Source organism: Achromobacter sp. MFA1 R4 (genome assembly GCF_900156745.1).
Taxonomy (GTDB): domain Bacteria; phylum Pseudomonadota; class Gammaproteobacteria; order Burkholderiales; family Burkholderiaceae_B; genus Achromobacter.
Window position 1 is genome coordinate 765,397 of the sequence record NZ_LT707065.1, and the last position, 13,026, is coordinate 778,422.

General features: G+C 66.7%; 13 protein-coding genes. 11 read left to right on the forward strand and 2 right to left on the reverse strand.

The annotated features are described in order from the left end of the window. Positions 1 to 49: 49 nt before the first annotated feature. Positions 50 to 718 carry a peptidoglycan DD-metalloendopeptidase family protein gene (locus BXA00_RS03515; protein WP_076516260.1) on the reverse strand — a complete coding sequence of 223 codons (669 nt, stop codon included), beginning with the start codon at positions 716 to 718 and terminating at the stop codon, positions 50 to 52. Positions 719 to 916: 198 nt separating this feature from the next. Between BXA00_RS03515 and BXA00_RS03520 the strand changes: the two genes are divergently transcribed. The 9 genes from BXA00_RS03520 (at position 917) to cyoD (ending at position 8,721) form a co-directional block, all read left to right on the forward strand. Further along, positions 917 to 1,342 carry a DUF2946 family protein gene (locus BXA00_RS03520; protein ID WP_076516262.1) on the forward strand — a complete coding sequence of 142 codons (426 nt, stop codon included), beginning with the start codon at positions 917 to 919 and terminating at the stop codon, positions 1,340 to 1,342. Between the two features lie 123 nt (positions 1,343 to 1,465). After that, complete coding sequence (locus BXA00_RS03525) at positions 1,466 to 2,089, forward strand: SCO family protein (RefSeq protein WP_083714157.1); 624 nt, start codon at positions 1,466 to 1,468, stop codon at positions 2,087 to 2,089. A gap of 20 nt (positions 2,090 to 2,109) precedes the next feature. After that, on the forward strand, positions 2,110 to 2,598 hold the full coding sequence (locus BXA00_RS03530; protein WP_076516266.1) for a copper chaperone PCu(A)C: 489 nt from the start codon (positions 2,110 to 2,112) through the stop codon (positions 2,596 to 2,598). A gap of 246 nt (positions 2,599 to 2,844) precedes the next feature. Continuing rightward, the gene (locus BXA00_RS03535) at positions 2,845 to 4,050 is read left to right on the forward strand and encodes a HAMP domain-containing histidine kinase (RefSeq protein WP_076516268.1); all 1,206 of its coding nucleotides are present in this window, start codon (positions 2,845 to 2,847) and stop codon (positions 4,048 to 4,050) included. A 5-nt stretch (positions 4,051 to 4,055) separates the two neighbouring features. After that, a complete protein-coding gene (locus BXA00_RS03540) occupies positions 4,056 to 4,607 on the forward strand; it encodes a response regulator transcription factor (protein WP_076516270.1) in 552 nt (183 codons plus the stop codon). 258 nt (positions 4,608 to 4,865) lie between these two features. Continuing rightward, a complete protein-coding gene (gene cyoA / locus BXA00_RS03545; RefSeq protein ID WP_076516272.1) occupies positions 4,866 to 5,774 on the forward strand; it encodes a ubiquinol oxidase subunit II in 909 nt (302 codons plus the stop codon). Positions 5,775 to 5,776: 2 nt separating this feature from the next. Then, positions 5,777 to 7,753 (forward strand): cytochrome o ubiquinol oxidase subunit I, encoded by a 1,977-nt coding sequence (gene cyoB / locus BXA00_RS03550; RefSeq protein WP_076516274.1) that lies wholly within the window; start codon positions 5,777 to 5,779, stop codon positions 7,751 to 7,753. A gap of 3 nt (positions 7,754 to 7,756) precedes the next feature. Continuing rightward, complete coding sequence (cyoC, locus tag BXA00_RS03555) at positions 7,757 to 8,371, forward strand: cytochrome o ubiquinol oxidase subunit III (protein ID WP_076516275.1); 615 nt, start codon at positions 7,757 to 7,759, stop codon at positions 8,369 to 8,371. Further along, entirely contained in the window at positions 8,371 to 8,721 is a 351-nt protein-coding gene (gene cyoD, locus BXA00_RS03560) for a cytochrome o ubiquinol oxidase subunit IV (protein WP_076516277.1), read from the forward strand. Before cyoC ends, cyoD begins: the two co-directional genes overlap by 1 nt. A 63-nt stretch (positions 8,722 to 8,784) precedes the next feature. Here cyoD and BXA00_RS03565 read toward each other — a convergent pair whose 3' ends face one another. Then, positions 8,785 to 11,301, reverse strand: coding sequence for an ankyrin repeat domain-containing protein (locus BXA00_RS03565; RefSeq protein WP_076516278.1), 2,517 nt, complete (start codon positions 11,299 to 11,301; stop codon positions 8,785 to 8,787). Positions 11,302 to 11,482: 181 nt separating this feature from the next. On the opposite strand from BXA00_RS03565, the gene BXA00_RS03570 reads away from it, so the two are divergent. Together BXA00_RS03570 and BXA00_RS03575 are read left to right on the forward strand one after the other, a co-directional pair. Then, positions 11,483 to 12,112 carry a nitrogen fixation protein NifQ gene (locus tag BXA00_RS03570; protein WP_083714158.1) on the forward strand — a complete coding sequence of 210 codons (630 nt, stop codon included), beginning with the start codon at positions 11,483 to 11,485 and terminating at the stop codon, positions 12,110 to 12,112. A 357-nt stretch (positions 12,113 to 12,469) separates the two neighbouring features. Continuing rightward, positions 12,470 to 12,988, forward strand: a complete 519-nt coding sequence (locus tag BXA00_RS03575; RefSeq protein WP_076516280.1) for an Hcp family type VI secretion system effector — start codon at positions 12,470 to 12,472, stop codon at positions 12,986 to 12,988. Positions 12,989 to 13,026 lie beyond the last annotated feature (38 nt).

Genomic DNA, 13,026 nt, shown 5'->3' on the forward strand with positions numbered 1-13,026 from the left:
GCACAAGGTGTCAGACACGGCGCCGGCGCGCGCGCGCGTCCACCGCCCGCTACTTCGGCGGCAGCGATCCCGCCGGATCGACGGCCTGGCCGTCGTAGCGCAATTCGAAATACAGCCCCACCTGCTTGCTGTCGCTGTTGCCCATTTCAGCAATCTTCTGCCCCTGGGACACGCGCTGCCCTTCCTTGACCAGCAGCTTGCTGTTGTGCGCGTAGATGCTGAGGAAGCTGGCGTTGTGCTTGACGATCACCAGATGGCCGTAGCCGCGCAGACCGCTGCCGGAATAGGCCACCGTGCCCTGCGCCGCGGACACGACCGGGGTGCCGGCGGCATTGGTGATGACGATGCCGTTCGAGTGGGATCCGTCGTAGCCGCGCGTGACCTTGCCCTGCGCGGGCCAGACCAGCGAAATCGCGCCCGGCGGCGCGGTGCGCCGCTTGCCGGACGAGGCGGTGGCGCGCGGCGCGGGCTTGGGCTTGCTGCTGGCCTTGCGGGGCGGCGAGGTGCGCGCCTGCCCGGCGGGCGGCTCGACCCGCAGCACCTGGCCGACTTCGATCGAATTGGCGTTCGACAGGTTGTTCCAACGCACCAGGTCGCGCACGCTGGCCCCTTCCTTGCGCGCAATCTGATAGAGGGTGTCGCCCGACTCGACGCGGTAGTAGCCGGGCTGGACCTTGGTGGTGCCGCAGGCGGCCAGCAGCACCAGCAGCCCCGCCATCAGCGCGCCCCGCCACCATCGGGCGATGGATCCCGCACGGTCCCTTCCGGGGGACTGGACGGCAAAGGACAAGGTCGAAACGGGCAAGGTCGAAACGGACAAGGAAAGCTCTGAAACCTGGGGCACGGGGTCGCGTGTCGGAACGAAGTGCGTTCAAGGGTACCAAGAAATCGGGACCGCTTGGCATAGAATGCCTGCATGCCATCCACGACCCGCCTCCTGTGCACGCTGCGCGCCCTGCGCGCGGAGGGCGTGCTATGGCTGGCGCTCCTGGCCCTGGCGCTGCGGGCCCTGGTCCCCGCCGGCTACATGCCGGACACGCGCGCGCTGCACGATGGCCGCCTGGAGGTCACGTTCTGCTCGGCGGCGGGCGACTTGTCGGTGTTGAACGTGGCGCTGCCCACCGATGGCAATGACAAGGCGGGCCACGGCGCCGCGGACACCGGCGCGCAGTGTCCCTTCGGCCTGCTCGCGCACGTCACGCCCGCCACCGCGCCGCCCATGACGCCGCTGCTGCTGACGGCCGCCGGACATCCTCCGCCCCCGCCCGCTCCCCCCTTCCTGCCCGCGCAGCCGGCCCAAGGGCCGCCGCTCGGCTCCCGCGCGCCTCCACCACGGGCCTGACTCCGTCCTGGTCCGTCCGCGTGCCTTGCCGCCTTACTTATATTTAGTAGTGGCAAGGGACTGCGGGCGGCACTTGCCGCGCGGCTCCACCGCGCGGCCGACCCGTCAATCCCGAGGCTTTACATGCATTCCCTTTTTTCGCGCGCGCCAGCCGGCGCGCCACGCGCCGCCGCGCCCGATCCGCGGCGACGCCTGCTGCTGTCGACCCTGGCGCTGCTGCCGCTCGCCGGCTGCGGCCCCGACACGCCCCCCCTGCACGGCATGGACCTTTCCAGCATGCCGGCCGGCGACTTCCAGTTGCAGGACACCGCCGGCCAGACGCGCACCCTGGCCGACTACCGCGGCCATCCCGTCATGCTGTTCTTCGGCTTCACGCAATGCCCGGACATCTGCCCGACGGCGCTGACCCGCGCGGTCGAGATCAAGTCGCTGCTGGGCGCCGACGCCGACAAGCTCCGCGTCCTCTTCATTACCGTGGACCCCGAGCGCGACACGGCCGAGATCCTGCGGGCGTACACGCAGGCGTTCGATCCCGGCTTCATCGGCCTGCGCGGCACGGCGGAGCAGACCCGGGCCGCCGCCCAGTCCTTCAAGGTCTTCTACCAGAAGGTCGCGACGGGCTCCTCCTACACCATGGACCACACCGCGCTGACCTACCTCATCGACGCCCAGGGCAAGCTGCGCGTCGCGCTGCGCCATCAGCAGACGGCGCAGGAATGCGCGCAAGACCTGCGCACCGTGCTTTGACTCACCCAAAGGAAACCACCATGACCAAGATCTCGATCAAACCCCTGGCCGCCGTCTTCGCCCTGGCGCTGGCGGGATTCACGCTCCCGGCCCTGGCGCAGGACGCCGGACTGGCCGTGCAGGACCCCTGGGTGCGCGCCACCGTCCCCAACCAGCACGCGACCGGCGTGTTCATGCGCCTGACCTCCGCCCAGGCGGGCCGGCTCGTCGGTGTGGAGTCGCAGGCGGCCAAGCACGTGGAGGTGCACGAAATGGCGATGCAGGACAACGTCATGAAAATGCGCCAGGTGGCCGGCATCGACCTGCCGGCCGGCCAGGCGGTGGACCTCAAGCCGGGCGGTTATCACGTCATGCTCATCGACCTGGCCCGTCCGATCTCGCCGGGGGACCACGTCTCGCTGACGCTCATCGTGGAAGACGCGGCGCGCCAGCAGCGGCGCGTGCCGGTGGACGCGGTGGCGCGGCCGCTGAACGCCGCCGCCGCACCGGCGGCCGGTCACCACCATTGAAGCCTCTTCGGAGCGGGCGCGCGTCGCGCGCCGGCCCGGATACGGGGCGCACATATCAGGGACGCATCCAATGCCGCCCGGACAGCGTGCCGCCCCGATTCACCATACAATGCCTGCACATCCGCCGCCCGCGCCATGAGGTCCGGGCAGCAGCCGGCCACTGCCGCCGCGCTCAGGATGCCAGCGTTCCGCGCAGCCGGGCGCCCGTAACTGCCGGCTGGCTGGCCGGCGCCTCTGTATCTGGATATGCCCGGTAGTTCCGCCTTTTCCTTCCTGCGTACCCTCTGCAGCCTGCGCTGGCTTGCCATCGCGGGCCAGGCCGCCACCATTCTGCTGGCCAGCAGCGTGCTCGGGCTGGACCTGCCGCTGGAGCCGCTGTGGCTGGGCGTGGGCCTCTTGATCGGCTTTAACGTCTACGCCAGCCTGCGCCTGCGGCATCCGCGCGACCTGTCCCACGCCACCGCCTTTGGCCACCTGTTCGTCGACATGGCGGTGCTGGCCTGGATGGTGGGCTGGAGCGGCGGCATCAGCAATCCGTTCGGGACGATGTTCCTGATCCTGACGGCGCTGGCCGCGCTGGCGCTGCCCCGCAACTGGGCCCTTGCCGCGGCGCTGGCCGGCGTGCTGGGCTACGCCGCGGCCGCCGTTTTCGGCCAGCCCCTGCGCGGCGACGTCGATCCCCACAATCTGCTGCTGTGGGGCCTGGGCGCCAATTTCCTGATTTCGGTCGTGGTGGTACTGGTGTTCTCGACGCGCCTGGCCGCCGACATGCGCGCCCGCGAGCGCGAACTGGCCCGCCTGCGCGAACGCTTCACCCGCAATGAGGGCATCGTCGCCCTGGCGACCCACGCGGCCGCGATGGCGCACGAACTGAACACCCCGCTCGCCACCATGACGCTCCTGACCGACGAGATCGCCGCCGAGGTCCAGGACGACGAGGACCTGCGCGCCGACGTCGCCACCCTGAGCCAGCTCCTGGCCCTGTGCCGGGAACGCATCCGCAATCTGGCGGTCCCAACCGCCGTGGACCTGGTTCGCGTGGTGGGGCAATGGCGCCTGATCCGCCCGACCATCGACTTGCAGCGCTCGGGCACCTTGCCCACCAGCCTGCGCGTCGATCCGGCCATCGCCCACCTGCTGCAGGCGTTGTTGAACAACGCGGCGGACGCGGGCGAGGCGGCCGAGGCGCCCCGCGTGGACCTGCACCTGGAATACGGCTATGGCGCCCTGCGCGGGGAAGTCCGGGATTACGGACGGGGCTTCGACCCCGACCATACCCTGCTGCCCGCGACCAGCCTGTTCAACAGCGGCAAGCCGGGCGGCCTGGGCGTGGGCCTGGCGCTGTCGCATGCCACCGTCGAACAGATGGGCGGCGAAATGACCATGACCGCGGCCGAAGGCGGCGGCACCCGCATCCGCTTTTACCTGCCCCTGGGCAACCCCGGGACCTGAATGTGATGAATGCAAACGACCTTGGCCTGCTGATCGACGACGACGAACTCTACGTGCGCACCCTGCAGCGCAGCCTGTCGCGCCGCGGCCTGGAAACCCGCACCGCCACCGGCATCGCCGAGGCGCTGCGCGTGGCCGAAGAAATCCGCCCCGCCTTCGCCCTGGTCGACCTGCGCCTGGGCGAAGACTCCGGCCTGACCCTGATCCGCCCCTTGCGCGCCCTGCGCGAGGACATGCGCATCCTGCTGGTCACCGGCTACGCCAGCGTGGCCACCGCCGTCGAGGCCATCAAGCGCGGCGCGGACGACTACCTGCCCAAGCCGGCCACGGCGCCCATGATCCTGCGCACGCTGGGCCTGGTGAAGCCAGAAACGGTTACGATCGAAACGACCATGACGCCGTTGCACCGCCTAGAATGGGAGCACATCCACCAGGCCTTGCACGAGACCGGCGGCAATGTGTCGGCCGCGGCGCGCCTCCTGGGCATGCACCGTCGCTCGCTCCAGCGCAAGCTGGCCAAGAAACCGGGGCCGGAACGCGAAGTGCTCGTGGATTGATTTGTGCGGGGCGACACATCTTTACAACACCCCCGTGTGCAGGTGCGACATATCGTCGCACCCCTCCCCCTCCCCTCGGGGCTTCCGCTCCCCTAGGAAAACCCTGAATCCGCTGCCATTGGGCCGGATTCCTCCCAGGCAATGCGACCATTCGTCGCAGGCTTGACCGAAATCAAACCGATAGGATGGAGGTTGCTGCCTAGCAGCATTCCAGTCTGCTGCCCTGCAGCATTTTCCACCTTCCATCCAAGGCTGTACGTGAAACACCCCCTCCTTGCGACCCTTACGCGCATATTTGGCGTCGGCGCGGTCATGCTGCTTGGCGGCTGCAACATGGAAATCCTCTCCCCCAAGGGAGATATCGGCATCCAGGAAAAGACGTTGCTGCTGACCGCGACCGGGCTCATGCTCATCGTTGTCATTCCAGTCATCGTCATGATCGTGGCTTTTGCCTGGAAATACCGCGCCTCCAATACCAAAGCTGACTACCAGCCCACGTGGGCCCACTCCACGGCGATCGAAATCGTGGTCTGGACCATCCCTTGTATCATCGTGGCGATTCTCGCCGTGATCACCTGGCGCTCCACGCACGCGTTGGATCCCTACAAGCCGCTCGTGTCCGAACACAAGCCGGTGACCATCGAGGTGGTCTCGCTCGATTGGAAGTGGCTCTTCATCTACCCCGAGTACGACATCGCCACGGTCAACGAGATCGCGTTCCCCGTGGACGTTCCGGTCAACTTCCGGATCACGTCGGCCTCGGTGATGAACTCCTTCTTCATTCCCCAGCTCGGCAGCCAGATCTACTCGATGGCCGGCATGGAGACCAAGCTGCACCTGAACGCGCGCGAAATCGGCACCTACGCCGGCATTTCGGCCAACTACAGCGGCGGCGGCTTCTCGGGCATGCGCTTCAAGGCCCACGCCATGTCGCAGGAAGGGTTCGACAACTGGATCAAGGAAGCCAAGTCGGCTCCCTCCGCCCTGACCCCCGAGGTCTACGCGGAACTGACCAAGCGCAGCGAACACAATCCGGTCGTGAAGTACTCGTCGGCGCCGCCCGCCATGTTCGATTTCATCCTGGGCAGCACGATGACCAAGATGGCCGGCGTGGACTCCGCCACGTGCACCTCCACGTCGAATAATCTGATCGCAGGAATCAACTAACAATGCTCGGGAAACTCACCCTCGAGGCCATTCCGTACCATGAACCTATCGTCATGGTTACGCTGGCCGCCGTGTGCCTGGGAGGCCTAGCGGTCTTCGGCGCCCTCACCTACTTCAAGAAGTGGAAGTATCTCTGGACGGAGTGGCTCACCACTGTCGACCACAAGCGCATCGGCGTGATGTACATCATCGTCGCGCTGATCATGCTGCTGCGCGGCTTTGCCGACGCCATCATGATGCGTACCCAGCTGGCCGTCGCATCGGGCGACTCGCCGGGCTTCCTGCCTCCGCACCACTACGACCAGATCTTCACCGCCCACGGCGTCATCATGATTTTCTTCATGGCGATGCCCTTCATCACCGGGCTCATGAACATCGTCGTGCCGCTGCAGATCGGCGCCCGCGACGTGGCGTACCCGTTCCTGAACTCGTTGAGCTTCTGGCTGTTCGGCGCTGGCGTCGTGCTGATCATGATCTCGCTGTTCGTAGGCGAATTCGCCGCGACCGGCTGGCTCGCGTATCCGCCGTTGTCGGGGCTGGACTACAGTCCAAGCGTGGGGGTGGATTACTACCTCTGGGCGCTGCAGATCTCCGGGCTGGGCACCACGCTTAGCGGCATCAACTTCATCGTCACCATCCTGCGCATGCGCGCGCCGGGCATGACCCTGATGAAGATGCCGATCTTCACCTGGACCTCGCTGGTCACCAACGTCCTGATCGTCGCCGCCTTCCCCGTGCTGGCCGCGACCCTGGCGCTGCTGACGATGGACCGCTACCTGGGCACGCACTTCTTCACGAACGACGGTGGCGGCAACGTCATGATGTACGTGAACCTGATCTGGATCTGGGGCCACCCCGAGGTCTACATCCTGGTGCTGCCGGCCTTCGGCGTGTATTCGGAAATCGTTGCCACGTTCGCCCGCAAGACCCTGTTCGGCTACAAGTCCATGGTCTACGCCACCGCGTCCATCGGCGTGATGTCGTTCCTGGTCTGGCTGCACCACTTCTTCACCATGGGTGCGGGGGCCAACGTCAACGCGTTCTTCGGCATCGCGACAATGATCATCTCGATCCCGACCGGGGCCAAGATTTTCAACTGGCTGTTCACCATCTACCGCGGCCGCCTGCGCATCACGACGCCGGTGCTGTGGACGCTGGGCTTCATGATCGTGTTCGTCATCGGCGGCATGACCGGCGTGATGCTGGCCATCCCGGGCGTGTCGTTCGTGCTGCACAACAGCCTGTTCCTGATCGCGCACTTCCACAACACCATCATCGGTGGCGTGGTGTTCGGCTGCATCGCCGGCATGATCTACTGGTTCCCGAAGGCGTTCGGCTTCACGCTGAACGAGCGTCTGGGCCGCTACTCGTTCTACTGCTGGTTCGTCGGCTTCTTCCTGGCCTTCATGCCCCTGTACATCCTGGGCTTCAAGGGCATGACGCGTCGCCTGAACCACTACGACAACCCCGAATGGCAGCCCTACCTGCTGGTCGCGCTGGCTGGCGCCGCGCTGATCATGCTGGGCATCTGGTTCCTGCTGCAGCAAGTGTTCGTCTCCGTGCGCCAGCGCAAGCAGAACCAGGACGTCACCGGCGATCCCTGGGATGCCCGCACCCTGGAATGGTCGATCTCGTCGCCCGCGCCTTTCTACAACTTTGCCCACGTTCCTCACGTCGATGAACTGGACCAGTTCTGGGAAGACAAGCAGAGCGGCAAGGCGTACAAGCGCCCGGCCAAGTACGAAGACATCCACATGCCGAAGAACACCGCCGCCGGCGTCTGGATCGGCGCCTTTGGCCTGGTCATGTGCTTTGCGCTGATCTGGCACATCTGGTGGATGGCTATCGTCGGTTTCGTCGGCATGGTCGGTTCGTTCATCGCTCGCGCCTATGACCGCGACGTCGACTACTGGGTCCCGGCCGCGGAAGTCGAACGCATCGAAAACGCCCACTTTGAAAAAATGCAGAAGGCCGCCTGAGCCATGATTCAAGCCGTAGCCACTCACCCCCACGCGGGTCACGACGATCACGCGCATCACGACGATGGATCCAAGACCGTTTTCGGTTTCTGGGTCTATCTGATGAGCGACCTGCTGATCTTCTCGGTGCTGTTCGCCACGTTCGCGGTGTTGTCCAACGCCACCGCGGGCGGCCCGTCCGGCAAGGAACTGTTCGACCTGAACTTCGTCCTGGTCGAAACGCTGTTGCTGCTGGTGTCCAGCTTCACCTTCGGCATGGCCAACCTGAACGTGCACGCCGACAACAAGAGCCGCGCCATGGGCTGGCTCATGGTGACGTTCCTGTTCGGCGCGGGCTTCATCGCGATGGAAATCTATGAATTCCATCACCTGATCAGCATCGGCGCAGGACCTGGCCGCAGCGCCTACCTGTCCGCGTTCTTCACGCTGATCGGTACGCACGGCCTGCACGTCACCTTTGGCCTGATCTGGATCATCGTCATGATCGACATGATCCGCCGCCATGGCCTGGACTCGATCAACAAGCGTCGTCTGGCGTGCCTGAGCCTGTTCTGGCACTTCCTGGACATCGTCTGGATCTGCGTCTTCACCTTTGTCTACCTTCTGGGAGCCCTCTGATGTCGCACTCCGCTGCGGCCGCACACGGCCACGACGATCACGCCGCCGACCACGGCAGCCTGAAGTCCTACATCACCGGTTTCGTGCTCTCGCTGCTGCTCACCTTCGGCTCGTTCGGCCTGGTGATGCACGGCGCGCTGTCCCATACCGTCACGATCATCGGCGTGGTGGCGCTGTGCGTGCTCCAGCTGCTGGTTCAGCTGGTGTACTTCCTGCACATGGGCGCCTCGAAATCGGCCCGTGACAACCTGGCCACGTTTGTCTTCACCGTAATGATCATCGCCATCATCGTCGGTGGATCGGCCTGGGTGCTGTACAACATGAACGTCAACATGGGTCACGCCATGTAAGGACGGCCCGCCGTCCTGGCAGGTAAACAGGCGCCTTCGGGCGCCTGTTTTTTTTGGACCGGCCTAGCGCGTGGAACCGGCGGCGGGCAGGCTTACATTGGCGCGCCGCGCCAGTTCGGCCGCCGTCACGCCCTCGAAAGCCGGCACCCGCGAGGCCTGGTTCAGGTCGCAACCCGCGGCGCCGGCGGCCGCATCCAGCACCTGCCGGACCGCGCGCCCGCCCAGCGGGCTCACCGGTCCGTTGTTGCCCAACTGCCAGGCCAGGACATCGGCCACGGCCTGGCCGCATCGCGCGGGCGTGCGCGGCGCGCCGCCGTGCTCGAGCAGCAGGCGCACCTTGGCTTCCCTGCCCTGGTCCAGCATCGTGACCAGCGGCAGCACGCCGGAGGCCGACACCCCTTCGATACGGTTGTCCGGATCGCTGCGGTCCGTAGCGTCCGCGCCGGCCTTCAGCCACGCCTCGTACAGATCGTCGGGCAGCCACGGCAGGCTCAGGGGCGCGATGCGGCCGCGCTGCCACCCCGTCGCGTCCCCGGCCGCCGTCAGCGGCACGCCGGCGGCGACCAGGCGTTCGGCGGTCGCGCGCAGCCGGGCGCGCTGGCCGTCCCAGGCCGGACCGTTGCTGCGGGCCGCCGCCCGTTGTTCCACCTGGTTCCACACCGCCAGCAAACTGGACAGCGGCTCCGGCGAGAGCGGCGCGTGCGGCGCGCGCGCCGCCTGCGCCAACTGGTCCACCAGCCCGGGCTGCAGATAGCGGGCCGCCAGCGTCAGCGCCTCGTTCAAGCCGTTGCGGTCGGGCGCTTCCTTGCTCTTGCCGTAGCCGCCCACCGCCGGATCCGCGCCATGGGCAAGCGCAAACGCCACGCGCTCGGGAATCGCGTACGTCGCCGTCGGCGTCAGCTCGCCGCTCAGCGATTCGCGCAACGCCTCCAGCAGCGGCGTTTCCCACATGGGACTGCTGCCGTAATACATGCGGATATAGGCGGCATTGATGTCCGCGCCCTTGGCCAGCAGCTTTTCGGCAAACCAGAATTTCTTCGGGCTCTGCAGCGCCGCATGCAGCAGCGACCGCCCGTTCTTGTCACGCAGATTCGGATTGGCGCCCTTTTCCAGCAGGTAGACCAGGTTGTCTTTGTCATCGCCGTAGTAGGAAAGACGGCGCATCAGCAGCGACGTGCCGCCCGCGTCCACGGCATCCACCGGCGCGCCCGCCGCGATCAGCAGGTCGGCCAGCGCGTAGCGCTGCGCCGCCGGACGCGTGTCATTGGCCTGCGGCAACGCGCCGGCCAGCAGCGGGTAGCCGTTGTTCGGGCCATCGGCCCGGGCGCCCGCGTCCAGCAAGGCCTGCACGATCTCGATCTGCTTGCGCGCCACGGCGGCCGCCAGCGCGGAGGTGCCATTTTCATTCACCCCGTCGGGGTCCTGCCCCGCTGCCAGCTCGGCGCGCACTGCCTCCAGGTCGTCCGCCTGGATCGCCTTGAAAATCGCCAGCCGCGGCCGGCAGGCGGCCGGGTCCAGGGCGTTCGCGCCCAGCGCCGCGCCGATGCGGGTCGCGATGGCGCCGGGAATCGCCTGATTCGCGGCAAGGCGGCGCGAGCAATACAGCCGGTAGTCTTCGCGCGCCAGCGCCTCGTAATACGCGCGCTGGTCGCGGGATTTTTCGCGCTGCGCCCAGCGGGCGTCGGCGCGGTTCAGATAGGCCGCCGTGCGCGACGGATCGCGCCGCAGCACGTCGGTCAGGATGCGCTCGGCCTGCGCCGTATCGCCCGATTCGGCCAGCCAGAAGCCGTAGTCGTTCAAGGCCGTCAACATCTCCCCGTCTTTGCCGCCGGGATCGATCTCGCGGTAATCCTGCGTCATCACGAAACGGCGCAGGTCCGCCAGCGCGCGATTGAACTCCGCCGTCTTCGCCCGCGGAATGGCGCGCGCCACCTGGTGCAGGGTGCGGAACGTGGCCGTCGCGTCCACCGTCGCCCGATGCTCGAACCGCACCTGCGCGGGAAAAGGGTTGAGCCGCAGCGGATAGTCGGTCAGGGCCGCCCGCAAACTCACCAGGGCCTGCGCACGGCGCGCCTCGTCCCAGGGCCGGCCGCTCGTGACAACCGCCAGTTGCGTGTCCGCCGTCACCGAGGCGGCCTCGCCCTCGCCGTCCACCAGGAACCCCCTGGCCTTTCCGGCGCCAGCGCCGTTGTCGGCATAGCCGACCCAGTAAAAGCCTTCCCCGCCGCGCGGCGTCCGGACCTCCACATTTTCCTCTCGCGACGCCTGCCACGCTTCCGGATCAATCACCAGCGGCTGCGACCGGAAGTCCAGCCGGAAATCCTTGCCGCCCTCACGCAGATACCGATACAGGTACAGACGGTTCTCCATCTGGCCGACGAGCACCGCGTCCTTGACGTTCTCCGTGCCCCACGCGCGGCGCTCCGGTTCGCGCAGCGGATACCGCGAAAGCCGGACGGACTCGATGACCGCCCCGATGTCATAAGCCAAGGCCGGCGGCGGCGACGCCGCCATGCCGGCCAGCGCCAGCGCGACGGCGCTGAACAGACGGGTAACTGCGTGAGGGAATGGGCGCGGCATGCGTAAGGCCAGTCGGCAAGAAAGCAGGGACGCCGATGATACCCGTCCGGCCCGACACCCTCGGGTATGTCCCGACCCGGTTTCCATGGCGGATGGCACGAACTCGCCGATCTTTCGTTATATATTCGCCCCTACACCGTTTCATTAACAGATTAATTAACCGTTATCGCTGCAGACCACCATGGACGCCATGCCCGTGCCGACCTCCCACCCCGCCCCCAGCCTTGCTGACCGGGCCCAGCGGCTGTCGCGCGCCCTGCTGCGTCACGCGCCGCCCGTTCATCCGGATGCCGGTTTCTTTGCCGCGGTCATCGGCACCAGCCTCGCTCAACGGAACCTGGCGCGCAGCGGCCTGGCGCCCGCCGAACTGCACGACCTGATCGACCACCTGTTCCCGGGCGCCTTGTCCGGCCACGACACCGCGCTGTCCGCGCTTCGCGACCAATTGCCCGAGTACGACCGCGTCGGGGCAAGCGATCCGCAACCGGGCTTCACGCTGTTGATGCGCGTCCTGTTCGACGCCTACCGCGCGCCGGGCCCGGACACCACGCAATGGGTCAGCAGCATCCTCGCGCTCGCCTGCCTGCGTCCCGACCACTTGTGGCGCGACCTGGGCCTGTCCGGACGCGAAGACGTCACCGCGCTGCTTGCGCGGCACTATCCCGGGCTGGTGAGCCGCAACGTCGACAACCTGCGCTGGAAGAAATTCCTCGCGTACGCCGCCTGCGAACATGCGGGCCTGCCGCCGACGGCAGCGCCCGGCTGTGGCGGCTGCGAGGATGAGACGTTCTGCTATCCCGTGGCGGCATAGGGGCTCGGCCAGGCCGGCTTGGTTTTCCGGTCAGGCGCCGTTGACGTGACTTTCCACGGACCGGGCCAGATTTGACCCGCCCGGGCCAAAAATGGCCCGCTCAGAGTGCTTGGTAATCAAGGGCTTATGACGCAGCGAGCCAAATTTGACCCGATTTCTCGGTCAAAACCCGGGTTTGCGTGGTGTTGCCCCTGCGGCCTGCCTTATGGGCATTCCACCAAATTCCTCGTAGCCCGTTGATTCTTCACGGGTTTCTCCCGCGCTGACCCACCTGGCACGGATTTCGCATATGTCGCTGCATCCCCCCTTCGGGATGCTTCGGCCCCACCGGGCCTCACGACGACAAGGAATCCGTCAATGCCTACTCCCGCCTACATCAGCATCACGGGCAAAAGCCAGGGCAACATCACCCAGGGCGCCTTCACCGCCGACTCCGTCGGCAACGTCTACGTGGAAGGCCACGAAGACCAGATCCTGGTCCAGGAGATCGAGCACCGCGTCAACACCCCGACCGATCCGCAAAGCGGCCAGCCTTCGGGCCAGCGCGTGCACAAGCCGTTCATCTTCGCCAGCGCGCTGAACAAGGCCACGCCGCTCATGTACCAGGCCCTGGCCGCCGGTGAAATGCTGCCCAAGGTCGAAGTGAAGTGGTACCGCACGTCCATCGACGGCAAGCAGGAGCACTTCTTCACCACCGAACTGGAAGACGCCACGATCGTGGACATCACCAGCGTCCTGCCGCATGCGCAGGATCCGGGCAACGCCGATTACACGCAGTTGATCAAGGTGGCCATGGCGTATCGCAAGATCACCTGGACCCACGCGATCGCGGGCACGGAAGCCTCGGACGACTGGCGCAAGCCGCTGGAGAGCTGAGCGGGATGAGCCAGATGAGCCGGCCCGATTCGTCGCGC

Excerpts from the sequence above, each read along its gene's own strand:
- BXA00_RS03515 (WP_076516260.1), bottom strand. The coding sequence starts at position 718 with ATGGCGGGGCTGCTGGTGCTGCTGGCCGCCTGCGGCACCACCAAGGTC.
- BXA00_RS03520 (WP_076516262.1), top strand. The coding sequence starts at position 917 with ATGCCATCCACGACCCGCCTCCTGTGCACGCTGCGCGCCCTGCGCGCG.
- BXA00_RS03525 (WP_083714157.1), top strand. The coding sequence starts at position 1,466 with ATGCATTCCCTTTTTTCGCGCGCGCCAGCCGGCGCGCCACGCGCCGCC.
- BXA00_RS03530 (WP_076516266.1), top strand. The coding sequence starts at position 2,110 with ATGACCAAGATCTCGATCAAACCCCTGGCCGCCGTCTTCGCCCTGGCG.
- BXA00_RS03535 (WP_076516268.1), top strand. The coding sequence starts at position 2,845 with ATGCCCGGTAGTTCCGCCTTTTCCTTCCTGCGTACCCTCTGCAGCCTG.
- BXA00_RS03540 (WP_076516270.1), top strand. The coding sequence starts at position 4,056 with ATGAATGCAAACGACCTTGGCCTGCTGATCGACGACGACGAACTCTAC.
- cyoB (WP_076516274.1), top strand. The coding sequence starts at position 5,777 with ATGCTCGGGAAACTCACCCTCGAGGCCATTCCGTACCATGAACCTATC.
- cyoC (WP_076516275.1), top strand. The coding sequence starts at position 7,757 with ATGATTCAAGCCGTAGCCACTCACCCCCACGCGGGTCACGACGATCAC.
- cyoD (WP_076516277.1), top strand. The coding sequence starts at position 8,371 with ATGTCGCACTCCGCTGCGGCCGCACACGGCCACGACGATCACGCCGCC.
- BXA00_RS03565 (WP_076516278.1), bottom strand. The coding sequence starts at position 11,301 with ATGCCGCGCCCATTCCCTCACGCAGTTACCCGTCTGTTCAGCGCCGTC.
- BXA00_RS03570 (WP_083714158.1), top strand. The coding sequence starts at position 11,483 with ATGGACGCCATGCCCGTGCCGACCTCCCACCCCGCCCCCAGCCTTGCT.
- BXA00_RS03575 (WP_076516280.1), top strand. The coding sequence starts at position 12,470 with ATGCCTACTCCCGCCTACATCAGCATCACGGGCAAAAGCCAGGGCAAC.